Raw genomic sequence first — 23,813 nt, 5'->3', positions numbered from 1 at the left:
CGAGGCGCGCCGGAGCGGAGCGGTCAGCCGGCGAGCCGCTCGAGCTCCACGAAGAGCGTGCCGAGCTCCGGCTTCGATCGGAGCGGCGCGCAGAAGCGGCTGGCCAGGTGGAGCAGCTCGGCGTCGAGCTGATCGACCCTCCGCCCGATCTCGGCGATGCGCTCCTGGGACTCCCGGCGCCGCGCCTCGAGCTGCCGGTCGAGCTCTTCGAGGCGCTCGCGCAGCTTCTTGATCTGCGCGTCCACCTCGGCCACCTCGTGCTCGCGGGCGATCGCCTCGCTCTCCGCCTCGTAGTCCGCCTTGCGCGACGCATACCAGCCCTCGACGAGCTCGGCCAGCTTGCGGTAGCTGGCGGCGAGCTCGAGGTAGGGCTCGGCGAACCCGCTCCGGCCCTCCCAGCGCACGGCCTCCTTGTGCGCGATCAGCACCTCGGGGACGAACGCCTGCGTCGCCGCGTTGAGCGGCGCCACCCTGGCGCGGAACGACCGGGCCTCCTCGCGCGTGAGCGAGGCGTCGACCGTGAGCGCGTCCATCGCCCGCCCGATCTGCATCCGGCCGTCGCGCCACTCCTCGGCGACGCCCTCGAGGCGCCGCTGCTCGTCGAGGGCCCTCGATCGGAGCTCGGCGTGCTCCCGCACGACGCCGCGCAGCGCCTCGAGCTGCCGCTGGATGTCCCCCGGCGCCGACGCGCCGAACGCGCGGGCCGTCATCCGCTCGAACAGATCGAGCCGGCTGACCCAGGGATCGCGCCCGGCGCCCCGCGAGCGCACCGCCGAGTCGCGCGGCATCGCCTCCGGCGGCGGGGGGAGCGCGATCCGGCCCGCGGCCGCGATCTCCTCGAGCTCCGCGAGCACGCGGTACGCGTCGACGGGGCGCTCGGAGGGCTCCTTCGCCATCAGGGCGCTGACGAGGCGGTCGAGCGCGTCCGGCATCTCCGGGGCCAGCTCCTTGAGGTGCGGCGGCTGCTCGTTCATGTGCTTCAGGATCCAGCTCGCCGGATCCGGGGCGTCGAACGGCAGCCGCTGCGTGATCATCTCGAACATGATGACCCCGAGCGAGTAGAGGTCCGCCGGGGGGCCAGCGTCGATCGTCGTGCTGCGCTCTGGCGCCATGTACTGCGGTGTGCCGAAGATCTCGCCGAGGTTCGTGAGACGCGCGTCCTGCGCGCAGCGGGCGATGCCGAAGTCGAGGAGCTTCACCCAGTCGCCCTTCAGCAGGAACACGTTCTCCGGCTTGAGATCGCGGTGCACGACGTCGAAGTCGTGCGCTCGGCCGAGGGCGCGCGCCATCTGCACCCAGATGGGCAGGGCCCGCGCGAGCGGCACCCGGCTGCGCTCCACCACGTCGGCGAGGCTCGTCCCCTGGAGCAGCTCCATCACGAGGAAGGGCAGCCCGTCGTCGCTGTCGCCCTGATCGAAGATCTCGATGATGTTCGGGTGCGCGAGCCGCTGCGCGTGCCGTGCCTCGCGCCGGAAGCGCTCCCGCGTCGTCGTGTCCTGCGCGAACTCGCGGTTCAGGATCTTGATGGCGCACGGGGTGCCGATCAGCTTGTTGTACGCCCTGTAGACCGTGGCCATCCCGCCGATCCCGAGGCCCTGCTCGATGACGTAGCGACCCGCGATCGACGTCCCGATGCGGGGATCCTTCTCGGAGACGAGCGACGAGCCGTCGATGAAGCAGAAGGCGCTGTCGGCCGGGTAACGCTGATGGCACTGCGGGCAGGTCTTCATAGCGGGCACGTCGGCTGCAAGGCTACACTCTACGGGGGGCCGCTCTCGAGGGTCAACGCTCGGCGCGCGCCTCGGCGCTTTGTCGAGCGCGGTGTGCTGCGCTGCCTTGCCCTGCGTGATTCCGCGTAGCCCGGTGTCTCCTCGCGCGGCTCCGCGTCGTCCCACGTGGCCGACGCGCCTCCTCGCATCCCGCGGCCTCCGCTCGCGTGGTCTCGTGTGGTCTCGCGTCTCCTGGGGTCTCTTGGCGTCTGCTGGCGTCTCTTGGCGTCTGCTGGCGTCTGCTGGCGTCTGCTGGCGTCTGCTGGCGTCTCTTGGCGTCTGCTGGCGTCTGCTAGCGTGATTCCCGCGCGGTTTCCGCGTGATTGCCGGCGGCGCGGCGCGCGCCGCGCGGGCTCTCCGCGGTATGTTCTCGTGACGTCATGGATGAGGCTCCCTTGCGCGCGGTGGTGATCGGCTCTGGCGTCGGCGGCGCTGCCGCGGCGCTCCTCCTTGCGCACGCCGGCATCCCGACCCTGCTCGTCGAGAAGGAGCGCCGCCTGGGCGGCTCCTCTGCCGCTTACGAGAGGGACGGGTTCCGTGTGGACACAGCCACGCACATGCTCGACTGCGGCGAGCAAGGCCCGGTCGGCGACGTGCTCCGCCGCGTGGGCCAGGGCGACGCGATCACCTTCCAGCAGAGCGACGAGCCGGCGGCGCTCTGCTTCACGGGCGCCCGCGCCGGGATCGCGCGCGCTCGCCGCGTCGTCCTGCGGGCAGATCTCCTCCGGCTCGCCGGGACCGCCCTGGATCTCGCGCGCGGCCTCGACCTCACGCCGCTGGAGGCCGCGGGCGCCGCGCGTCTCTTCGCGCACGCGGCGGCGATGCGCGACGTCGATCTGGCCGCGTGCGACGACGTGACGGCCGAGGCGTACGTGGCCCGCTTCATCCCGCGCGCCGCCGCCGCCGCTCGGCTCGGCGGGCTGCTTGGCCTGCCGCTGCTGCTGCCAGGAGCCGAGGCGTCTGCGGGCGAGGCGCTGTTCTCCTTGCGCCGGCTCGCCCGCGCCGGCCGGCAGCGTTATCCCGAGGGCGGCGCGTCGCGGATCCCCGAGGTCTTCTGCCGCCTGGCCCGGGAGCTCGGCGCCGCCGTGTGGACGGGCGCGACCGTGCGCCGCGTGCTGGTGCGCGATCGTCGCGTGCAGGGCGTCGAGCTCGAGGACGGGACGGCGCTCCCCGCGCGCGTCGTGGTGAGCGCGGCCGGGCTCCTGCGCACGGTGTCGGGCCTCGTTGGCGAGCCGCACTTCCCCGACGCCTACGTGGCGCGCGTTCGTGCGATCACGCCCCAGCCGAGGCGGGTCGAGGTCAAGATCGGGCTGCGCAGGCGGCTCGTCCCGGCGGGCGTGCTCGCCGGTCTCGCGGGCGGCGCCGGCGCGCCGGCGCTCCCGTTCTACTGCCTCGCGCCGACGCGCTTCGACCCGTCGCTCGCGCCGCCTGGACATGAGCTCCTCTGCGCGTGCGCCGTACCGGGTGGGAGCGGCGGCGCCTCGCACGGCGGACCCGGCGCGACGGTCGACGAGCTCCTGCGCGCGCTGTCGGCGGCGGTGCCCGGCGTGCTCTCCCAGGCGATCTTCGTCGACGGATCATCCCCGGACGGAGGCGGAGAGGCGTGCGCTCCGGGCGGCGAGCTCGCGTCGGGGACGGCGCAGACGCCTGGCCAGGTCGGCCGCGCGCGGCCGGCGGTGTACACGCCCGTGCGGGGGCTGTACCTCGCAGGGCGCGCGGCCGGCGGGCGCGGCGCGGGGATGGATCTCGCCGCCTCGAGCGCGATGGAGTGCGTCGACCGCATCCTCGTCGATCTCGGCCGCGATCTCGGCGCGCCCGCCCCGCCCGCGCTGATCGACATCGCGGGCGATCTGCTCGGGCGCGCCGCGGGCTCCACCGCATCGTGGCTCACGCGCCCCCGCTAGAGCGGCGGTCACCCGCTTCGGATACGGGCCCACCTCGGCGTTTTCGGTGCTCAGCGCACTGGAGTGCGCTTCCGCGCCGAAAACGCCGATCTGGGCCCGTCTCCTGTGCGGGAGACCGCCGCTCTGCTGCCGCTCTGCTTGATGGGAGGCTGCCGCTCTGCTTGATGGGAGGCCGCCGCTCTGCTGCCGCTCTGCTTGGTGCAGAGGTGGGCGGAGAGCGCTTCAGCGCGTGGTCGTGGTGCCGCGGTTGGTCCGCGCGAGCGCGTCGAGCGGCAGCTTCTGATCCTCGAACACGGCATCCAGCTCCTCGCTGCCCCGCTCTCGCACGCCGGAGCGCGGCGACAGCTCGGGGCGCACCGAGGACGGCGAGGCCATCCGCGCCGACAGGGGCCCCATCGTCTTGATCGACGGCGAGGGCTCGGGGCTCGAGGGCGTGCCGGGCGGGGCGGAGCGCACGGAAGGGGGCGAGCTCGCCATCGTGCGCAAGGACGGCGGGCTCGGCAGGCTGCGCCTGGAGGAGGGCGGCCCTGCTTGCGCGCTCGACGGCGTCGGCGTGGGCCGGCGCGCCGCAGGGCCCCCTGGCAGAGGGCGCGACGAGGGGACCGGCGGCACGCTCGGCTGCGCGCGCACCGACGGAGGTGGACCCGACAGGAGCTGGGAGCGCATCGACGGAGGCGGGCTCGACAGGGGCTCGGGGCGCGACGACGGGGGCAGGCTCGACAGGCGGCCGCTCGCCGCGGTCTCCGCGTACACATGCGCGGGGCTCGAGAGCGGGCGGGCGGAGGGCGGCGGTGTCGATGGCGACCCGCCAGGCGCGTACGCGCTCGGCTGCGTGCGCGCCAGCGGCGGCGCGGAGGGCACCGACGGCGGGGAGCGGAACGAAGGCGGCGCGGTCGACGGGGGCACCGGCGTGAGCGCGTGGCTCGCGAGGGGCGCCCGGGCCGACGGCGGGGCGGCGGAGCGCGCCGACGGCGGCGGCAGCGTGCTCTGGCTCGTCGACCTCTCGCGGACCTGCGGCGCGAGGCGGGAATCCGCGCTCGCGCCCGCCCGCTGCGGCGCGCGGGAGTCCGCGCTCGAGGCCGCCTTGTGGCCGAAGGTCTCGCTGCGCTGCGCCCCGATCATCGTGTAGCGCCCGCTGCCCTCGTCGCGCCGGCCCGCGTCGCGCTGCGTGTTCATCTCGCGCGTCTCGCGCAGCGCGCCGTTCAGCATCGCCTCGAGCTCTCGCTCGCAGACCTCCTCATCGAGCCGCAGCAGCGTCGAGTGGACGTCCCGGGCGAGCGCCTCGAAATCTGCGGGATCCCTTGCGTAGATGCTGTTGGACAGGAGGATCGCGAGCGGTCGCCGCTCGGCGGCGATCGTCGCGGCGGTGGCCGCGTCGCAGCGGTGCAGGAGCACCCCGCAGCCCGGCGCCACCGCGAGGCACAGGCTGAAGAGCGCCGGCCACGCGGGATCAAGGACCACAAGAATGCTGGGCACATGAAGCGGGGTTGCGGTGATCTGCGCGCGGCGGTCCATGGCAGCCCGAGGATAAACGAAACTGCCCGAGCGATCGTAGTTCTCTTTCTCTGAATCGGTCATTTTTACTCTGCTTGTACGTTCCGCGTACGTTCCGCGTACGTTCTGCGATGAGGCCAGTGGCGTCGATCTCCTACAGCTCGATTGCGTGTGCGCCATTTATTGCGGCGTCGCGTCATCACGTCGTCACGTCGTCGCGTCGTCGCGTCATGGCGTCACGGCGTCACGGCGTCGTCGTCGTGACATCGACCTTTCGGCGCCCGCGTCCACCCGGTGCGCGTCCTGCTCCGGGCGGGGCGCGGGGCGCGCGCGCCCCGCGCCCGGTCGAGCGGCGGAGGGCGCGCGGCGTGACAACGCCGGTATCGCGGTGGGCGTCGTGGGCTCGGTGGACGCCGGGAGACGACGTGGTGTGATGTCCGGGCGGCGCCGCCTCGCCCGGCGGCGCCGCGATCACAGCCCGGTATAGATGGTGGCGAAGGAGGCCGCCTCGCCGCGGAGGAGCAGGCTGAGCCGCGGGTGCGGCACCTTGAAGGTGTGAATCTTGGCGTTCCGCACGTCGAGCACCGCGAAGGCGCCGCCCGGCGTGCTCTCCGCGAGCCCGTTCATGAGCAGGTTCAGCACGACCGAGATGCGCTTGGACGACAGGGGCTCCCCGCGGAAATACATCTTGATGACATGCGGCGTCCCATCGATGACGAGCCCGAGCTCCGGGTTGACGTTGATCTCGAGATCGCCGAGGCGGTACGTCGACGCCGGCGGCTCGAACCACGTCATCGTCGTCGACGCGAGGAACTTGCGATATCCGTTCACCACCGACGGGTAGATGCGACGGCGCCGCTCGTCGTGCTGCGCGGCGAGGAAGCCGTCGAGCACGCTGGTGGGCTTTCCGCTCCTGTGCATGTCGACGATCGCCTCTCGCACCTGCCTGTAAAAGTCCGTGTGGAGCTCGTCCTTCCGCTCCTTGAACTCCCTGACGCCCGTCAGCTTGGGCGTCCCGGCCTTGAGAACGAAGTCGACAAAGTACGAGAGCGAGATCTTTTCCATGAAGTCTCCTCCAAAACGAAGCATTCCGGCGCGCCATTTACACGCTCGTGCGAGAGACACGCCGTCGCGCCGCGTTCTTGATGTCTACCATGGATAGTCATCTTCGACCCGTCGGGAAAGGGATCGATCGGACGGACATTGTCCCAACCCGTCAGGGGCGGTCGGCGGTGCCTGTGGCCGTGAAAATATTTGTTATTACGTGTACTTGCGTGTGCTGCCGGGCGCCGGTTCACCCTGCGGCGCGGCGTTCCGCTAGGCTGTGCGAATGGCCATGACGAGGCGCGGCGCGCGCGGCGAGGGTAATCGACAGAATCCAGCTGTTGTCCAGGGGATGTCCTGTGGAGAACGCCTGTGGAGAACTGGAGAGCAAGGGGCGTTATCGAGGCGTCGACCCGGTGGGACATGGTCTGTCATAACCGCGCCCTCTTTGGCGCTTGACGCGGTCCGCGGGCGGGGGATCGCGCCGGACGCTGCCCCTCGCGCAGGCGGATCGGCGGACGGGCGCCGGGCCGGCGGGGTGCGTCGATGATGGACGTCAGGCCGGAGCGCGCGGGCGATGAAGCGGGGATCCGCGCCGTTCACCTCGCGGCGTTTCCCTCGGCGCTCGAGGCCTCGGCAACGAGTACGCGGCGGACGAGGCGTTCCTGGCGATCGAGCTCGCGCAGGGGGCGCTGGAGCGCGCCCGAGGCGTGGTCATCTACAGCCCCGAGTTCGGCGTCTTCACGACCTGAGCCCGAGCTCGGCGTCTTCACGACCTGATCTCGCGTCCGCTCGGCCAGGTCGCCCGCCGCCGTCCGCTCAGGGGGGCGCGGCGGACCTGTCGGGCGCGGTCGCCGCGCGCCACGCGGCGATCGCATCGAGGCCGTGCTCGCCGAAGCGAGGCGCGTAGTCCCGCTCCACGGCGCGCTCGAGGATCTCGCCGTACCGCGCGGGCGGCATCAGGCCCCAGGCGCGGTCGTCGTCGGACATCGCCGCGCGCCTCGCGCCGCCAGGGGGCATGTAGCTCCTGCGAAGCCGCGTGAACATGGCGTGGAGCTCGCGCTCGACCAGCTGCCGCACGGCCGGCGCGCACGGCTGCTCGAGCAGGTAACGGAGCAGCGTCCAGCCGAAGTCGCGGTGCCGCACCTCGTCGCGCAGGATGCGGTCGAGCGCCCGGCGCGCGACCGGCACGGTGCACCCCTCGCGGAGTACCTTGAACAGCGGGACCGCGACCGTCTCCCCCAGGCAGAACACCTCCACGCCCGCCCGGGCGACGGCCATCTCGAGCGGCTCGTCTCCGCTGCTCCTGAGCCCGAGCGTCTCGCGGCGGAGCGCCGGCAAGGCGCCGCCGCCCGCGCGGGCGTGGACGCGATGGCTGAGGCGAGCGTGCGCGAGCTCGTCCTTGACGATGCGGAGGCCGTCGTCGATGAGATCCGGCGACGCGCCCATCTGGATCAGCCAGAGCGTGAGGTGCTGCGTGATCGCCGCCGAGCGGTACTCGGCCTCGACGCGCCGCCCCCACTCGGCGCGCACCGCGTCGCTCGCGGGAGGGAGGGGGGCGCGCTGCCCGCGCGGCGCCTCCGCGTCAGCGTCGCTGTCCTGCTCTGCGTCGGAGGCGTCCGTCATGAGATCACGGTAGGCGGGCAGTCAGAGGGCGGCAAGACGGGAGACGGGCGCTCGCCGCCCCTGGACGAGCTCACGGCGACGCGCTCGGGCTCCCGCCAGGCGGAGCGCACACCTTGATGGTCGAGCCGCACGCGTCACAGGCCTGCTTGTAACAGGGGTTGATGACGACCTCCTGGCAGCGCATCCCGCCCGGACACGCCTCGTTTACCTCGCAACCCTGGCTCGGGAAGCAGCCCGCCTCGGCCAGCACGGGGGTCGTCGAGGCGTCGCCGCAGCCTGGCGTGAGCCAGCGACACGCCGGCCCGAGGTTTTCGCACGCGTCCTCGGTGGCGGCGTTGAGACAGACGTCGGGGGGCGGCGGGTTGCAGAAGATCTCCGCGACCTGCCAGCTCCATGTGTCCTTTTGCTGAACGCACACGGCCTGGGTCGGCATCGGGCCGCAGCCGGTCATCATCTCGTAGGGGCAGGGCCCGCTCGCCGCCACGCAGGGATCCCCGTCGGTCGGCATCTCCTCCGGACACACCGGCGCCGGCGGGTTGCAGGCCGGTGAGATCGGTTCGGACCACGTGCCGTCGTCACCGCAGCTCACCACCGCGGGGCAGCCGGTAGCGTCATAGTTGCAGGTCTTCCCGGGCTCCGCGCAGGCGCCGCCGGCCTTCGGCACATCGACGGGGCACTCCGGCGGCGGCGGGTTGCATGCCGGCGAGATCGGTTCGGACCACGTGGCGTCGTCACCGCACGTCACCACCGCGGGGCAACCGGTGGTGTCGTAGTTGCAGCTCTTCCCGGGCTGCTCGCAGGCGCTGCCGGCCTCCGGCACCTCCTCGGGGCACTCCGGTGGCTCCGGCGGGTTGCAGGCCACCGTGGGTTCCTCATACCACTCCCCGCGCACACACGTGCTGTCGATCGGGAGGCCGCACAACTCCTTACCGTAGTTGCACGAAAGGCCGTCGTCCTCGCAGCTCGAGCCGACCTCCGGCGCCGCCTCGGGGCAGCCGCCGCTCGTCACCGTGGGATTGCACCCCGGCAGGGCCACCGCGCCCGCGAGCGAGGCCGCCGCGGCGACGGTGACGATGAACGGCGCCTTCAGCACCTTTCGCTTCTTCTGCATGGGCATGGTTCGACAGGTCCTTTCTTTGGCACAGGTTGGCGCAAGGTTACGTCCTCGCGCGCTCCAAGGCTGGATCGAGCAAGCGAGGTGCCAGGGCGAGCCATGGCGGACCCGGGAGCGAGATTTGTCAGCAGGAAAGGAAAATGACGCCCTGGGTGTGGCTTTCGCGGCGCTCGTGGGAGCCCGCGAGCGCTCCTGCGCTCGGATCGTGAGCCGACGCAGCGGCAGGCGCTGATCTGCACGTCGTCGAGGTTCCAGCCCGACATGGGCGCGCCGCCGAAGGCGATGACGGCGCTGCGGCCGGACCGCGCGCGCAGGCTCGAGCTCTTGCAGGGCGTCAGATCGTAGGTGACGCGCTTCCAGCCGGACTCGGTGACATCGTCGTGCGGAGATTCATCGAGAGCACGGGGTTGTCGGCTCGAACCGGGGCGGCGGACAGCCCACGTGAGCGGCGCCCGATGCGGTGAGATCGGCGCCGCGCGACGGAACCGCGCGCCCATCGCCACGCGCGACGTCGGCACGCTACGCCCCGCGCCGGCGGGCGCGCTCGCGCGACGGACGGATCACCGGGATGCGGTCGTCATCGGGGCGCGGCCGCGGGCGGCGGGGGCAGCGGGATCGGCCGCTGCAAGATCGCCTGGCGGGTCGTCACGTCGCTGAGCATCAGCGCGAGCATGAGGCCGACGAGGAGCGCCGCCACGATCATGGGGAGGGCGTTCGTGAAGCGCCGCTCGATGAGGTGCATGAAGAAGAGCAGCACGAGCAGCGTCTTCGCCGTGGCGATGAGCAGCGCCGCCACGACGTCGGCCTCGCCGAGGTGGGCCAGCGAGAGGAGGTACGACGCAAGCGTCAGCCCCATCAGGAGGAGCCAGACGATCACGTAGGTCCGCGAGGAGAGGTGCTTGACGGTCATGGGCGCAACGTGCCGTTAGCGGTGCATCAGTGCATCAGGTAGAGCATCGGCCAGAGGAATATCCAGATCACGTCGACCAGGTGCCAGTAGAGGCCGCCGAGCTCGATGTGGGTGTCGTTGCCCGCGCCGTACCGGCGCCGGAAGCACCCCCACGTGAGCCAGCCGAGGACCACGAGCCCCGCCGTGACGTGGATCGCGTGGAGCCCGGTCGTCAGGAAATAGAGCGTGAAGAACATCTTCGCGCCGGCCTGCGGGAGCTCCTCGAAGCGGTAGGCCGAGCCGGGGAAGATCCCCTCGTGGAAGTGCTGGGTGTACTCGACGCCCTTCAGCACGAGGAAGGCGACGCCGAGCGCGATGGCGCCGAGCAGGAGGCGGCCGGCCCTCGTGGGCCGGTCGAGGCGCACGGCGTAGACGCTCAGCGCGACGAGCAGGCTGCTCGTCAGGAGGATCGCGGTGTTCGCGGTCCCGATGACGGCGTTGTTGTGCGCGACGCCGGCGCTGAACTCGTGGCCGAAGACCGCGCGGTAGGAGGCGTACAGGGCGAAGAGCCCGGCGAAGAGCAGGATCTCGCTGGCGAGGAAGATCCACATGCCGAAATGCGCGGCGTGGGCCTGCTTCTCGAGATCCTCGAACTGCACGGCGAGCCGCGCCGGCGCGAGCTGCTCAGCGGGCGGTTGAGACTCGGGCATGAGCTTCCTCTTCGGTCAGGTGGTAATCGTACGGGCCGCGATCGATGACGGGCGTCACGGGGAAGTTGTGCTCCGGCGGGATGGGGGGCGTCATCCACTCGTAGCTCCGGGACCTCCATGGATTGGCGCTGGTGCGCGGCCCCCAGCGCAGGGCGATGAGGAGGTTCACCAGCGCGAGCACGAGCGCGCCCGCGAGCAGGTAGGCCCCGCCCGTCGAGAGGACGTTCAGCCACTGGTACTGCGCCGGATAGCTGTAATAGCGGCGCGGCATCCCGGCGTTGCCCGCCAGGAACTGGGGGAGGAACGTCAGGACGAACCCAAGGAACACCCCGAACGACGTGAGCAGCCCCATCGGCTCCGAGTAGGCGCGGCCGAACATTTTGGGGAACCAGTAGTGCGCCGCCGCGAGGAACGCGGTGAGCGTGCCGCCCACCATGATGAAATGGAAGTGGGCGACGACGAAATAGGTGTCGTGCCAGTGGACGTCGAGCGACTGCGTGGCCACGGCGACGCCCGTCATGCCGCCGAAGACGAAGAGGAACAGGAACCAGAAGAAATAGAGCATCGGGGTGTTGAACTGGATGGACCCCCTGTGCAGCGTCGCCACCCAGGTGAAGACCTTGATGGCGGAGAAGATCGCGATGAACATCGAGAACGCGCCGAAGATCCCGGCGTTGAGCTCGCTCATCCCGGCCACGAACATGTGGTGCCCCCACCCCGCGAACCCGATCAACGCGATGCCGAACGACGAGAGGGCGATCGCCCAGTAGGACGCCGGCTGCCGCTGCGCGAAGGTGCAGACCACCTCGCTGATGACCCCGAGCGCCGGGAGCACCATGATGTAGACGGCAGGGTGGGAGTAGAACCAGAACAGGTGCTGGAACAGCACGGGATCGCCGCCGAGCGTCGGGTCGAAGATGCCGAAATGGTAGATGTGGTCCAGCCCGACGAGCAGGATCGTCAGGCCGAGGACGGGCGTCGCGAGCAGCATGATGATGCTCGTGCTGTAGATGGCCCAGACGAAGAGCGGAACTCGTCCCCAGCTGATCCCGCGGGCGCGCATCGTGTGGGTCGTGGCGATGAAGTTCAACGCCGTCATGATCGACGAGATGCCGAGGATGAAGATGCCGATCACGACCGGCAGGACGCCCGCGGGCGTGGTCGTGCTGTACGGCGGGTAAAACGTCCATCCGGTGTCGGCGCCCCCGGCGATCGTCGCCGCCAGCGTGACGATGGCGCCGATCACGTAGACGTAGAGGCTCGCCAGGTTGAGGCGCGGGAAGGCGAGATCCTTGGCGCCGATCATGAGCGGGAGGAGGAAGTTCCCGAAGATGTTCGGGATCGACGGGATCATGAAGAGCCAGACCATGACCACGCCGTGGAGCGTGAACATGCGGTTGTAGATCGCCGCGCTGATCACGGTGGGCCCGGGGGTCAGGAGCTCGGTCCGGAGGACCAGCGCGAAGACGCCGCCGAGCAGGAGCATCAGCACCACGAGCACGTAGAACATGAGCCCGATGCGCTTGTGATCGGTCGTGAGCAGCCACGATCGCACGCCGGCGCCGGCGCGGAGATAATCGACCTTGTGCGCGCCGTGGACGGGCGCTGTCCCCTCGACCTCGTGGGTCACCATGGAGTCACCCCTTCCGGCGTGGCGACGCTCCCGGGGACCCCGCCGTCCCAGGGCACGTCGGGGCCGTGAGGCACGTCGCGGATCGATTTCATGAGCTCGATGATCGCGGCGACGTCGGGCGGCGTGATCTGTCCGAGATAGGATGGCATGACCGGCGGGAACCCGCGGTGCAGCGCGGCGAGCGGATCCATGATCGACTCCGTGATGTAGGCCTCGTCGGCGACGCGCTCGCCGCCGGACTCGAGCGGTACGGCAGCGCGGTAGAGCCCGGCCCAGCTCGGGCCGACGTGGGGCGTTCCGTCGAGGGTGTGGCAGCGGAGGCAGCCGTGCTTCGCCGCGGCGCGCTCGCCGCGGCTCGGCATCGTCGGCTCCGCCTCGGCGAGCTCGTTCTCCGACTCGGCGGCGGCCTCCTGCGCGAACGCCGGGGCGTTCGCCACGCCGCCCGCGAGCCAGCGCTCGTAGTCGGCCGGGTCGAGCGCGATCACCTGGCCGCGCATCTCGGAGTGGCTCGTCCCGCAGAACTCCGCGCAGAGGATGGGGTAAGCGCCGGGCTCGTTCGCCTCGAACCAGACCGTGGTGTACCGGCCAGGGATGACGTCCTGCTTGATGCGGAACGCGGGCACGTAGAAGCTGTGGATGACGTCGCGCGACGTCATGATGAGCCGGATCGGCCTGTGCGCGGGGACGTAGAGCGCCGAGATCTCGCTGTCTCCCCCCGGATAACCGAACTTCCACATCCACTGCTTGCCCGTGACATAGACGTCGAGCGCGTCGTCCGGCGCCGTGCGCAGGTCGGCGAACTGGCGCGTGCCGATGGTCCAGAACGTGAGGAAGAGGAAGCCCAGCGCGAAGAGCGACACCGTCTCGAGGAAGAGCGCCGGCCGGGCGAACGCCCCGGGGTGCGGCCGCACCGCGTCCTGGGGCCGCCGGCGATAGCGGATCAGGAAATACCCGCCGATGAGCGTGATGAGGGCGGCGCCGCCCATCGTCATCAGGATGACGAAGTAGTGCAGCCCGTCGATCTCGCGGGCCAGCGAGGAGCGCTGCTCGGGCAAGAAGAGCAGCTGGCGCAGCAGCTCGTTCATCGCGCGCGCTCCAGTCTCCTGCGCCGCCGCCCTTGCCAGCCGAAGAAGGCGACCACCGCGGCGACCCAGGCCAGGATGGCGGCCCCGCCGAGCCTCAGGAAGCCGGCCACATAAGGGCCGTATCGGCGGCTCGCGGGGTCGTAGCGGTAACACGTCATGAGCACGCGCTCGAGCGGGGTGCCTATCTGCCCCCGGCTCGCCTCGAGGAGCGAGAGGCGGAGATCGAGGGGGGAGAACTCGATGCCATAGAGGATCCGTGAGATGCGGCCCTGCGGCGTGAGGACGAAGACGGCGGCGGGGTGCGCGTACTGCTCCGTCTGCGGGTCGTACGCGAACCGGAAGCCGAGATCGCCGGCGAGCGCGCGGATCTCGGGCAGGGCGCCGGTCAGGAAGGGCCAGGCCTCCGGCGTCGGCGCGCCGGCCGGGCCGAGGGCCGACAGCGCGGCTGTCCGCTTCCGCGCCGCCGTGGCCGGGGTGTCCCGCGGATCGAAGCTCACCGTGAGCGCGCGGTAGTCCTCGCCCAGCCGGTAGTCGAGCTTCGACATGCCGGCGACCAGGCCGCGCAGCACGAGGCCGCAGAGCGTCGGGCAGCGGTAATAGGCGAGGACCAGGAGGACGGGCCGCCGCCCGTCGAAGTGCTCGGCGAGCGGGTCGCGCCGCCCGTCCATGTCGGTGAAGGGGAGCGCCGTGTCGATGGCGCTCCCGAGGCGCTCCTCGATGTCGGCCTCGCGCGCGGCGGGCGGGAGCGACGGCGGCTCGGCGGCGGCCGCGACCGGCGCGCGCGCGAGCACGAGCGCGAGAAACGCCGTGGTGGACAGGTGTTGCATCCTCATCAGCGGCTCTCCTCCACGACGAGATTCATCGCGTCCTCGATCGGGATCTGCACGAGCCCGCGGCTGCGGTCGACCCAGCCGAAGCGGCCGAGCTCCTCGCGTTTCCGGCGGTTCAGCGCCGTGCCGACGCCCTCTTCGCCCATCTCCTCGCGCCGGAAGATGCGCTGATCCACCCCGGCCACCTCGCCGCGCGGCAGGGAGATCTCACTGGCACCCTCGGCGCCCTTCCCCGCGGGGCGGAGCTCCGCCTCGCGCCCGCGCATGAGCAGCCAGGCCCACAGGCCCAGGATGATGAAGATCACGACGACGGCGAACGCGACGGCGAGGATCGTCTTCCACGGGACGACATCCTCTTCCTGGCGCACGTCGGGACGGCGGTAGTTGGATGTCATATGCTCTCGTAGCGGAGGGCGGCCGGCAGCGCCGGGTCGTTGACGGGGACGAGCGGCTTGCCGCGCACCCGCAGCACGGTGAACGCGACGCACGAGCCGACCACGGCGAGGAGCGCCGCCGCGTCGAGCCAGTGGAACGGCGCGCGCGCGCCGGGGGCCTCGGGCGCGACGAGCCAGTGCATGTCGAGGTAGTGCGCGACGAAGATCCAGGCGGCGACGGCCGACAGCCAGGCGGGGCGCCGCTTGATCCTGTAGTTGAGCAGGATCAGGAAGGGGATCACGAACCGCGTGAGCACGAGGACGAGGGACACGGCCGCCCACGGGCCGTGGGAGCGGAGGACGTAGAACTCCACCTCTTCGGGCCTGTTCGCGATCCATATCAGCAGGAGCTGGAAGAACGCGGCGTAGGCCCAGAAGACGGTGAACGCGAGCAGCAGCCGGCCGAGCGCGTAGTAGTGCGACGCGTTCAGCCCGGGCAGGAGGCCGGCGCGCTCGGCGGCGAACGCGAGCACCGTGAGCAGCGCGATCGCCGCGACGAAGCCGCCGGCGAACACGTAGACGGGGAACATCGTCGACACCCACGTCGGCGCGAGGGACATGAGCCAGTCGAAGGCCGCGAACGAGAGCGTGAGCGCGACGGGCGGGAGGCCGGCGACGCTGATCACGCGGAGACGCCGGCTGTCCGCGAGCGCCGGGGTCGCGTCGCCCTGCATCGAGCCGCGCCGGAGCAGGGCGCCGAAGACGAGCCACACCGTGAAGTAGATCCCCGTCCTCACGAGGAAGAAGGGGAGGTTCAGGTAAGGCGTCTTGTGGAGCACGATGGATCGGACGTGCTCGTCGAGGATCGACTCGGGGCGGAGCCACTCTCCGTACAGCGCGCCGAGGCCGAACAGGAGCGGGACGAACAGCGCGCAGAGGAGCGGCAGCGTCCCGACGATCGCCTCCGCGAGGCGGCGGACGGCCACCGGCCATGTCGCGGCCATGGCGTGGCAGATCATGAGAAACAGGAGCGCCCCGACCGCGGTGGTCACGGCGAAGGCGTAGGCCGCGAGGTACGCGTAGAAGAGCCGCTCCCGGTCCACGAACGCGCCGACGACGAGGAGCAGGGCGCCGAGGAGGGCGAGGCCGAGGGCCCTCGACACGATCGCGCGGCCGCCCCGGAAGATGGGGAATCGCAGGTTCACTGGAGCTCCTTCCAGGCGCGCTCGCGGAGGGGCGGGGGGAGCGCGTCGAGCGCGGTGTCGCGGCTCTTCCCGAGTGCCTTCACATAGGTCACGATCGCCCAGCGCTCCATCAGCGGGACCTGCGGCTCGTACGAGCGCATGAGGCCGTAGCCCTCGACGATGACCCGGTAGATGCGGCCGGGCGGGAACGCCTGCACGCGCGGGTCGACGAGGGACGGCGGGGGCCGCAGCGTCATGTTGCGCGCGACCACCGACTCTCCATCTCCGGCGACCCCGTGGCAGGCGGCGCAGTGGATCTCGAAGCGCTCCTTCCCGTACTGGAGCAGCTCGATGGTCACCGGGACCGGGATGCGCGTCACGTACGTCTCGCCCGTGAACCCGCGGGTGAGCCCGGGATCGCCGGTCACGAGGTCGTTCGGCACGGCGCCCGCCGGGGGGTGGCGCATGACCGAGCCGTCGCTGAAGAGGTCTGTCGGCTGGTAGGGCGCGAAGCGCCGCTGGCGGAGCATGCGCTCCAGATCCAGCAGGTCAGCGTTGCCGGGCTCGGCGTCGGCCGTGGTCACCGGCGTGCACGAGAGGCAGAGCGCCGCGGCCAGGCAGGAGAGCGGGAGGAGCCGTCCGCGCGTCATGAGCGCTCCTTTCCGCTCTTTCCGGCCCAGGCCACGGTGACGGCGCCGAGATCGGTGAGATCTCGCTCCGTGATGGGGCTGATGAGCGCCGGATCGCGGGCGTCGATGCCGACCCAGAACCGATCGAGGGAGGCGCGCTCGAACCCGGGGACGTCGAACACCGGGTGCCAGAGCTCGGGCAGCCGGGCGAGGACGAGCAGCACGACGAACCCGGTGAGGGCGGCCGAGAGCACCATCATCTCGAAGGTGATCGGTATGAAGGCCAGGAGCGCGTGCGCCGGCCGCCCGCCCACGATGAGCGGGTAGTCGTACGCATTGCAAAACCACTGGACGAGGTAGCCGCCCGCGGTGCCCGCGAGCGCGAAGGGCAGGATGATCCAGTTGAGCGGCGAGCGCCGGAGCCCGAGCGCCTCGTCGATGCCGTGGATCGGGTACGGCGTGAAGGCGTCGAGCCGCCGGTATCCCCGGCTCCTGAGCTCCGCGATCGCCCGGAGCATCGCCTCGGGCGTCTCGAACTCGGCGAGCAGTCCTCTCCTCATCTCAGTGCTCCTCCTTGTGGCTGAGCTCGTGATTCAGCTCCTTGACCTCGGCCACCGGGATGAACGGGAAGAGGCGGAGGAAGATCAGGACGAGCAGCAGGAAGAAGCAGATCGTCCCGATGAACATCGAGATATCGACGTACGTCGGGTGGTAGGCGTGCCACGCCGACGGGATGAACTCGCGCTGCAGCCCCATGACGATGATCACGAACCGCTCGGACCACATCCCGACGTTCAGGAGGATCGAGATGATCCAGAGCAAGGGCATGTTCCTCCGGACCCGCGGGAACCAGAGCAGCTGGGGGACGAGCACGTTGCAGATCATCTGCGCCCAGAAGATCGCGGCGTTCGGCCCGGCGGGGCGCGCGACGAAGAACTGGTAGATCTCGTATTCCGATCCGCTGTACCAGGCGGCGAAGAGCTCGATGATGTACGAGTAGATGACGATCCAGGCGGTGACGAGCGCGAGCTTGCTCAGGTTGTCGATGTGCCGCTGGGTGACGACGTTCCCCAGGTGGAAGATGCGGCGCGCCGGGATGAGCAGCGTCAGCACCATCGCGAACCCGGAGAAGATGGCCCCGGCGACGAAGAACGGGGGGAAGATGGTCGAGTGCCAGCCCGGGACGAGCGCCATCGCGAAATCGGTGCTCACGATCGAGTGCACCGAGAGCACGAGCGGCGTCGCGAGCCCGGCGAGCAGCCCGTAGAGGAGCCGGTAGTGACGAAAGGTGACAGCGGAGCCGCGCCAGCCGAGCGACAGGACGCCGTAGACGACCCGGCGGAGGCGGCTCGGGGCCCGGTCGCGGAGGGCCGCGAAGTCGGGGATGAGCCCGATGTACCAGAAGACGAGAGAGACCGTGAAGTACGTGAACACGGCCGCGGCGTCCCACGGCAGCGCGCTCTTGAACTGGGGCCATACCCTCAGGGTCGCGGGGTAGGGGACGAGCCAGTAGGCGAACCACGGCCGGCCGAGGTGCAGGAGCGGATAGATGCCCGCCTGGATGACGGCGAAGAGGGTCATCGCCTCGGCGAACCGGTTGATGCTCGTGCGCCAGCGCTGCTCCAGGAGGAGCAGGATCGCGGAGATGAACGTCCCCGCGTGGCCGATGCCGATCCAGAACACGAAGTTGATGATCCCGAACGCCCAGCCCACCGGGATGTTGTTTCCCCAGACCCCGATGCCGGTGGTGACGGTGTAGAGGATGGCGAGCGCGAGCACGACCGTCCCGGCGCCGGTCAGGGCGAACGCCGCCCACCACAGCCTGGACCGCGGCTTCCAGACGACCGACAGGAGCTCTTCGGAGAGCTCCTCGTCGGTTGGCCGGCCGAGGATGAGGGGCGCCGTCACGGCTCGTCGAGCTCCGGGTTCTTGTTGCCGACGCGCGCGAGGTACATGGTCCTCGGCCGGGTGCCCTGGTCGTGGAGCACCGCGTAGCTCCGCGGCTCGCCCCGCCACGCCACCATCGCTGTCTCCCCGTGCGCGAGGGAGCCGAACTGGATCGCCTGCGTCGGACAGGCCTGCTGGCACGCGGTGACGACCTCTCCGGGGCGGATCGCGCGGTCTTCCACCCGCGCGGCGATCTCCGCCCGGCGGATCCGCTGGACGCAATACGTGCACTTCTCCATGACGCCGCGCTCCCGCACCGTCACGTCGGGGTTGCGCTGGAGCTTCGTGAGCCCCGTGTTGTACGCGCGGAGCTCGCCGTAATCGAACCAGTTGAAGCGGCGGACCTTGTACGGGCAGTTGTTCGAGCAGAACCGCGTCCCGACGCAGCGGTTGTAGGTCATCTCGTTGAGCCCGTCGGGGCTGTGCGTCGTCGCGTTCACGGGACACACGTACTCGCACGGCGCCTTCTCGCAGTGCTGGCACAGCATGGGCTGGTGGACGACGGCCGGGTCGCTCGGGTCTCGCGGGTTGTCCACCACGTACGTGTCGATGCGGAGCCAGTGCATCTCGCGGCTGTTCAGGACCTCCTCCTTGCCCACCACGAGGACGTTGTTCTCGGCCTGGCACGCGGTGACGCACGCGCTGCAGCCGGTGCAGATCGTGAGATCGATCGTCATGGCCCACTGGTCCTTCGGCGCCCCGGGGGGCGGCGTCGGGGGCATGAGGGACGGCTGTGGCCCTTTGAGCGCCTCCGTGAAGTCGGGGCGCTCGCGGTAGACGGCGAGCGGGATCGAGAGCGCTATGGGGCGCCCCTCCAGGCTCCAGTGCTTCTGCGTCAGGGCGAGCTTGTGCTTCTGGTCCGGCCGCTTCGTCACCGAGGCGCCTGCCGCGAAGAAGGGCGCGGCCGTGGTGCGGAGCCGGTACGCGTCGGACCCCACCCCCGCGGCGACCGACTCGGCCCCGCTGCGCCCGTAACCGAGCGCCAACGACACCGTGCCGTCGGCGTGCCCCGGCGCGACGAGGACCGGTATCGACATCGTTCGCCCCCCAAGAGCGAGATCGACCACGTCCTCGCTCTCGACGCCGAGCGCCTTCGCCGTCGCCGGGCTGAGCAGCGCGGCGTTGTCCCAGGTGAGCTTCGTCATGGGATCGGGCAGCTCGAGGAGCCAGGGGTTGTTGGCGAACCGGCCGTCATAGACGCTCGCGTCGACCGAGAAGGCGACCTCGATGGCGTCCGCCTTCGGCGGGGCCGCCGCCGCGAGCTGCGCGAGCGCCGCGGCCACCCCGTCGAGCCGCAGCTTGACGTCCTCCCGCGGGGCCGCGGTGCCCTCGACGAGCCCGCGCCGGAGCGCGTCCTCCCAGAACGCGTCGAAATCGGCGCCGCCCCGGCGTGCGGCCCAGGCCTCGCGCAGGAGGTCGCGCGCGCTCTTCTGCGTCTCGCCCGCGAACGCCGCGAGCACCTCGGCGGCGGTCCTGCCCTGGAAGAGCGGCTCGATGAGCGGCTGGATCAGCGAGCTCGTGCCGTCGTACGCGCGCGCGTCTCCCCAGGCCTCGAGGTCGTGCGCGGCGGGCATGAACCAGTCGCAGCCCGCGGCGGTCTCGTCCTCGTAGAGCCCGAGGTAGACCCGGCTCGGGACGGAGCGGAGCAGCGCCGCGATCTCGAGATCCGCGGGCGCCGTGTAAACCAGGTTGTTCTCGAGGAGCACGAGGGTGTCGACGGCGCCGCGGCGGAGCTCCTCGGCGAGCGCCGTGAGGTCCTGCTCGGCGGCGCCTGCCGTGATCAAGGTCCCCGCGGTGGTCCACGCCGCGCGGTCGTTGCGGAGCGCCGCGTTCATGAGGTGCGCGAGCGCGTGCACCCCGGGAGGCTGCCGCTCCCCGGCGACGACGACGCTCGCCGCGCCCCCGCGCGCGAGGTCGCGCGCCACCGCCCGGGCGAAGCGCCTCTCCGCCTCGCTGACCCGCGCCCGGAGCGGATCGAGCGCGCCGAGCGCCTGGGGAGGGATGAGCCCCGGGCGCGCGCCCTCGGTCAGGAGCAGCTCGGCCGCGATCGCCGCGGCGATCGCCGGCACGTCGCTCGGCCGCTTGCGCAGGCGGTGATCGGCCATGCTCCCGGTCGGGGTCAGCCCGGGCTCGATCACATAGAGCCGGTTCATGGTGCCTGTCGGCGAGCCGATGCGCCTGCGCTCCGCGAACTGGCGCGAATACCGCACGCTGAACGGCATCGACGCGAGGAAGTCGGCGTCGAGCGCGAGGATGACGTCGGCCGTCCGGAAGTCGTACTGCGCCTGGAGCGGAGCGCCGAAGGCGAGCTCGGCCCCGCGCGCCGCGTCCGCCGAGCGCGCGGGCGCGTAGAACGTGAACCGGGCCGCCGGATAGCGCGCCTGGACGCGGCCGATGAGGTCGAGGAGGAGCGGAGAGCCGGTGGGCCGAAGGACGAACCGGAGCCCGGCGCCGCGATCGCTCCGGGCGCCCTCGAACTGCTGGACGAACGCGCGCCACGTCGCCGGGGCGGCGCCGCGGCGCGCCGCGCGCGCGCGGTGCTGATCGTAGAGGCCGAGCACCGACGCCTGCTCGTAGACGCCGGTCGAGCCGAGGCTCGCCGGGTGCTGCGGGTTGCCCTCGACCTTCGTCGGCCGCCCTTCGTGGCTCTCGACGAGGATGCCCGTCGCGAACCCGTCGAGATCCAGGCTGGTGGCGTAATACCGGAGCACGCCCGGCGTCACCTCGGGCGGCGTCGTCACGTAAGGGACGATGTTGTCCCCGGCCCTCGATCTGCACCCGGACACGCCGGCGAGCGCCATGCTCGCGCCGAGGAGCTCGAGCCAGCGCCGCCGGCTCATCACGGCCGGATTGCCCGCGCTCGCCGGGAGCTCCCGCGCCGCGGCCTCGAGGAGCTCTGGTGACTCGAGGAGCTCCGCGAGGCTGCGCCAGTACGCTTTACCCGTCTTGCCGTCGAGCGCGGCGCTCCACGGGATGTGTTTCTGATCAGCCATCGTCCCTCTTCAGGTCATCGTTGGATCCGCGCCGCCGCCCTGACGGCGCTCCGCTGCTGGCCGCCCATGGCCCCTCGTCCTCTCGCGCTCTCGTAGGTGTCCTGGTTGCTCCTCGATGATCCCCTGTGTGTCGCTCCGTTCGCGCCCGCGCGCGCTCACCTGTGGCAGGCCGAGCAGTGGACGAGGTGCCGCACGCCGAGCCGCTGCGCGATCTGCCGGCCGGTCCGGTCCGCGTCGGGGCCGGGGTCCCAGTCCATGTCCGTGATCGCGGAGAGCGGGCGGAGGTGGCGCTCCGGCGCCCTGTGGCACTCGAGGCACCAGCCCATCGTCATCGGCGTCACCTGCCGGACCTCGGGCATCTGATCCACGCGGCCGTGGCACGTCACGCAGCCGACGCCCTTGTTCACGTGGATCGCGTGGTTGAAATAGACGAAGTCGGGCACGTCGTTGACGCGGTTCCAGACGATCGGCGTGTCCGAGAAATAGCTGTTCCGGACGAGCTCGAGCTTGGGGCTCTGATTCCAGATCTGGCTGTGACAGCCCATGCAGTCCGCTGTCGATGGCATGCCCGCCGTGGCCGACCGTCCGACCGTGTAATGGCAGAACCGGCAATCGATGGCGTCGTCCTGCACGTGGTGCCTGTGGTCGAACTGCACGGGCTGCTGCACGGGCAGGTGCCGCCCGGTGTTCCAATCCGAGCGCACGTAGATCATCGGCGCTGCCACGGCCGCCGCGCCGCCGAGGATGACGGCGGCGATGGCGAGTCGGAAAGCGGTGTTGCTCCAGCGCGGAAAAACGGATGCCATGCTCTCGTGTGGTCGGCCTCGCTCGAAGTGCGGCGATGGGGCCGGCTCCATCGATATCGATGCGTGGATCGCGGGGCTCGTTTCGCGATATCGCCACGCCCCGAACGCCGGCGTCGGCGCGTCAGGGGGGCCCGCAGCGGCGCCGTCCGGCGTGCGCGCGCGGCGTGCGCCCTCGATCGCGCGCGGGGCGCGCGGGCGCCTCCAACACCGGATCTCCGCCGCCCCGGGGCCTCGATCTACGATATCGTCAAGCCATGAGGCCGTCGAGCTCAGCCCTGTCGCCCCTTCCGATCATCGCGCTTTCTCTGGCGGCCGAGCTCGCGTTCATCGCCTGCTCGCGCGAGGAGTCGCTCGCTCCGCTGCCGCCCGGCGCGACCGGCGGGGCCTCGTCGGCCGCAGGCGGCGGAGCGGACGCGAGCGGGGGTGGCCACAGCGGGACGGGCGGCAGCGGGGCTGGCGCGAGTGGGGGTGGCGGCAGCGGGGCTGCCGCGAGCGGCGCTGGCGGCAGCGGCAGCGGAGCCGGCGGCAGCGGAGCCGGCGGCAGCGGAGCCGGCGGCAGCGGAGCCGGCGGCAGCGGCGGCGGTGAGCCCGCGGCGGGGTTCAGCTGCGCGCCGCCGAGCGAGGACGAGGGCGCGCTGAAGCTCACCACGCTCGTCTCCGGCCTCGATCACCCGCTCCTCGTGAAATCCGCGCCGGGCGACCCCACGCGGCTCTTCATCCTGACGCAGCCTGGCCAGATCCTCGTCCTCGACGACGGAGCGGCGGAGCCCAAGGTGTTTCTCGATATCCGGGATCGCGTCCTGTTCAATGACAACGGCGAGCGCGGCCTCCTCGGGCTCGCCTTCCACCCCGATTACGAGGACGGCGGTCGCTTCTTCGTCCACTACACGGACAAGGCGACGGGCGGCAACGCGCGTGTGGTCGAGTTCGCGCGGGGAGAGCGACCGGACGTGGCCAGTCCAGACCCGGTGGCCACGTACCTCGAGGTCGTGGATCTGCATCGGAACCACAACGGCGGTTCGCTCGAGTTCAGCCCGATCGACGGCTTCCTCTATCTCGGGCTCGGCGACGGCGGGGACAACAACGACGCCGGCCCCAACCATGCCGACATCGGCAATGGCCAGGCGCTCACGACGCTGCTCGGGAAGATCCTTCGCCTCGATGTCTCGACACACCCGTACGGCATCCCGGAAGGGAACATGACGGGCGAGGGCGTCCTGCCCGAGATCTGGGACCATGGCTTGCGGAACCCGTACCGCTTCAGCTTCGACGCGTGCACGGGCGATCTCTACATCGCGGACGTCGGTCACCGCCTCTGGGAAGAGATCAACATCGAGCCGGCCGGGCAGGGACGGAAGAACTACGGCTGGCGCCGGATGGAGGGCGCGCACTGCTTCATCCCCGCGGAGAGCTGCGATCTCGAGGGGACCATCACGCTCCCTGCCGTCGAGTACGGCCACGCCGGGCGGGTCATCGAGGATTGCTCGGTCACCGGCGGCTACGTTTACCGGGGCAGCAGGATCCCGTGGCTCCGGGGGAGCTACTTCTACGGTGATTACTGCAGCGGCAGGGTCTGGACGCTCACCTATGAGGGCGGGGTGGCCTCCGCGCCCGTCGACCGGACGGACGATCTCGGGTCGTTCGGCTACAGCATCGCCAGCTTCGGGCAGGACGGCGCCGGCGAGGTCTACGTGGTCGATCTCGGCGGCACCGTGTACCGCATCGATCCGGAGTGAGCGCTCACGGCCTGCAGTGAGCCCTCAAGGCCCCCCTTCGCCGCGC

At 71.1% G+C, this 23,813-nt stretch carries 21 protein-coding genes; 4 read left to right on the top strand and 17 right to left on the bottom strand.

Annotated elements, in window-relative coordinates:
• Window positions 1–23 precede the first annotated feature (23 nt).
• Window positions 24–1,730, bottom strand: coding sequence for a protein kinase domain-containing protein (locus WMF27_RS22730; protein ID WP_437766801.1), 1,707 nt, complete (start codon window positions 1,728–1,730; stop codon window positions 24–26).
• Between the two features lie 419 nt (window positions 1,731–2,149).
• Here WMF27_RS22730 and WMF27_RS22725 point away from each other — a divergent pair, with 419 nt between their 5' ends.
• Window positions 2,150–3,673: an FAD-dependent oxidoreductase gene (locus tag WMF27_RS22725; RefSeq protein ID WP_437766802.1), complete on the top strand. Its 1,524-nt coding sequence runs from the start codon at window positions 2,150–2,152 to the stop codon at window positions 3,671–3,673.
• Window positions 3,674–3,895: 222 nt separating this feature from the next.
• Here WMF27_RS22725 and WMF27_RS22720 read toward each other — a convergent pair whose 3' ends face one another.
• Complete coding sequence (locus WMF27_RS22720) at window positions 3,896–4,069, bottom strand: hypothetical protein (protein WP_437766803.1); 174 nt, start codon at window positions 4,067–4,069, stop codon at window positions 3,896–3,898.
• Between the two features lie 4 nt (window positions 4,070–4,073).
• Between WMF27_RS22720 and WMF27_RS22715 the strand changes: the two genes are divergently transcribed.
• Together WMF27_RS22715 and WMF27_RS22710 are read left to right on the top strand one after the other, a co-directional pair.
• A complete protein-coding gene (locus tag WMF27_RS22715; RefSeq protein ID WP_437766804.1) occupies window positions 4,074–4,802 on the top strand; it encodes a hypothetical protein in 729 nt (242 codons plus the stop codon).
• Window positions 4,760–5,242 (top strand): hypothetical protein, encoded by a 483-nt coding sequence (locus tag WMF27_RS22710; protein WP_437766805.1) that lies wholly within the window; start codon window positions 4,760–4,762, stop codon window positions 5,240–5,242. The genes WMF27_RS22715 and WMF27_RS22710 overlap by 43 nt, the downstream gene beginning before the upstream one ends.
• Before the next feature lie 396 nt (window positions 5,243–5,638).
• On the opposite strand, the gene WMF27_RS22705 is transcribed toward WMF27_RS22710, so the two are convergent.
• From WMF27_RS22705 to WMF27_RS22635, 15 genes are all read right to left on the bottom strand, one after another.
• Complete coding sequence (locus WMF27_RS22705; RefSeq protein WP_437766806.1) at window positions 5,639–6,232, bottom strand: hypothetical protein; 594 nt, start codon at window positions 6,230–6,232, stop codon at window positions 5,639–5,641.
• Between the two features lie 798 nt (window positions 6,233–7,030).
• Window positions 7,031–7,837 carry a ferritin-like domain-containing protein gene (locus tag WMF27_RS22700; protein ID WP_437766807.1) on the bottom strand — a complete coding sequence of 269 codons (807 nt, stop codon included), beginning with the start codon at window positions 7,835–7,837 and terminating at the stop codon, window positions 7,031–7,033.
• A gap of 70 nt (window positions 7,838–7,907) precedes the next feature.
• Window positions 7,908–8,948, bottom strand: coding sequence for a hypothetical protein (locus WMF27_RS22695; protein ID WP_437766808.1), 1,041 nt, complete (start codon window positions 8,946–8,948; stop codon window positions 7,908–7,910).
• Between the two features lie 580 nt (window positions 8,949–9,528).
• Complete coding sequence (locus WMF27_RS22690) at window positions 9,529–9,861, bottom strand: cytochrome C oxidase subunit IV family protein (protein ID WP_437766809.1); 333 nt, start codon at window positions 9,859–9,861, stop codon at window positions 9,529–9,531.
• 26 nt (window positions 9,862–9,887) lie between these two features.
• Window positions 9,888–10,550 (bottom strand): cytochrome c oxidase subunit 3 family protein, encoded by a 663-nt coding sequence (locus tag WMF27_RS22685; protein ID WP_437766810.1) that lies wholly within the window; start codon window positions 10,548–10,550, stop codon window positions 9,888–9,890.
• A complete protein-coding gene (locus tag WMF27_RS22680; protein WP_437766811.1) occupies window positions 10,525–12,183 on the bottom strand; it encodes a cytochrome c oxidase subunit I in 1,659 nt (552 codons plus the stop codon). The genes WMF27_RS22685 and WMF27_RS22680 overlap by 26 nt, the downstream gene beginning before the upstream one ends.
• A complete protein-coding gene (gene coxB / locus WMF27_RS22675; protein ID WP_437766812.1) occupies window positions 12,177–13,268 on the bottom strand; it encodes a cytochrome c oxidase subunit II in 1,092 nt (363 codons plus the stop codon). The genes WMF27_RS22680 and coxB overlap by 7 nt, the downstream gene beginning before the upstream one ends.
• The gene (locus tag WMF27_RS22670) at window positions 13,265–14,101 is read right to left on the bottom strand and encodes an SCO family protein (protein WP_437766813.1); all 837 of its coding nucleotides are present in this window, start codon (window positions 14,099–14,101) and stop codon (window positions 13,265–13,267) included. The genes coxB and WMF27_RS22670 overlap by 4 nt, the downstream gene beginning before the upstream one ends.
• Window positions 14,101–14,493, bottom strand: coding sequence for a hypothetical protein (locus WMF27_RS22665; protein WP_437766814.1), 393 nt, complete (start codon window positions 14,491–14,493; stop codon window positions 14,101–14,103). The genes WMF27_RS22670 and WMF27_RS22665 overlap by 1 nt, the downstream gene beginning before the upstream one ends.
• The gene (locus WMF27_RS22660; RefSeq protein WP_437766815.1) at window positions 14,490–15,677 is read right to left on the bottom strand and encodes a hypothetical protein; all 1,188 of its coding nucleotides are present in this window, start codon (window positions 15,675–15,677) and stop codon (window positions 14,490–14,492) included. Before WMF27_RS22660 ends, WMF27_RS22665 begins: the two co-directional genes overlap by 4 nt.
• Window positions 15,674–16,306: a c-type cytochrome gene (locus WMF27_RS22655; RefSeq protein WP_437766816.1), complete on the bottom strand. Its 633-nt coding sequence runs from the start codon at window positions 16,304–16,306 to the stop codon at window positions 15,674–15,676. Before WMF27_RS22655 ends, WMF27_RS22660 begins: the two co-directional genes overlap by 4 nt.
• Complete coding sequence (locus WMF27_RS22650) at window positions 16,303–16,845, bottom strand: DUF3341 domain-containing protein (protein WP_437766817.1); 543 nt, start codon at window positions 16,843–16,845, stop codon at window positions 16,303–16,305. The genes WMF27_RS22655 and WMF27_RS22650 overlap by 4 nt, the downstream gene beginning before the upstream one ends.
• 1 nt (window position 16,846) lies before the next feature.
• The gene (gene nrfD / locus WMF27_RS22645) at window positions 16,847–18,193 is read right to left on the bottom strand and encodes an NrfD/PsrC family molybdoenzyme membrane anchor subunit (RefSeq protein WP_437766818.1); all 1,347 of its coding nucleotides are present in this window, start codon (window positions 18,191–18,193) and stop codon (window positions 16,847–16,849) included.
• Window positions 18,190–21,225: a TAT-variant-translocated molybdopterin oxidoreductase gene (locus tag WMF27_RS22640; protein WP_437766819.1), complete on the bottom strand. Its 3,036-nt coding sequence runs from the start codon at window positions 21,223–21,225 to the stop codon at window positions 18,190–18,192. Before WMF27_RS22640 ends, nrfD begins: the two co-directional genes overlap by 4 nt.
• 155 nt (window positions 21,226–21,380) lie before the next feature.
• Entirely contained in the window at window positions 21,381–22,031 is a 651-nt protein-coding gene (locus WMF27_RS22635) for a cytochrome c3 family protein (RefSeq protein WP_437766820.1), read from the bottom strand.
• A 254-nt stretch (window positions 22,032–22,285) separates the two neighbouring features.
• On the opposite strand from WMF27_RS22635, the gene WMF27_RS22630 reads away from it, so the two are divergent.
• Window positions 22,286–23,767, top strand: coding sequence for a PQQ-dependent sugar dehydrogenase (locus WMF27_RS22630; protein WP_437766821.1), 1,482 nt, complete (start codon window positions 22,286–22,288; stop codon window positions 23,765–23,767).
• Window positions 23,768–23,813 lie beyond the last annotated feature (46 nt).

It is taken from the genome of Sorangium sp. So ce281 (assembly GCF_051527395.1).
In the GTDB taxonomy this organism is placed as follows: Bacteria; Myxococcota_A; Polyangia; order Polyangiales; family Polyangiaceae; genus Sorangium; species Sorangium cellulosum_B.
Note: the sequence above shows the minus strand (reverse complement) of the source record. Positions and strands in the feature narration are given on the sequence as shown.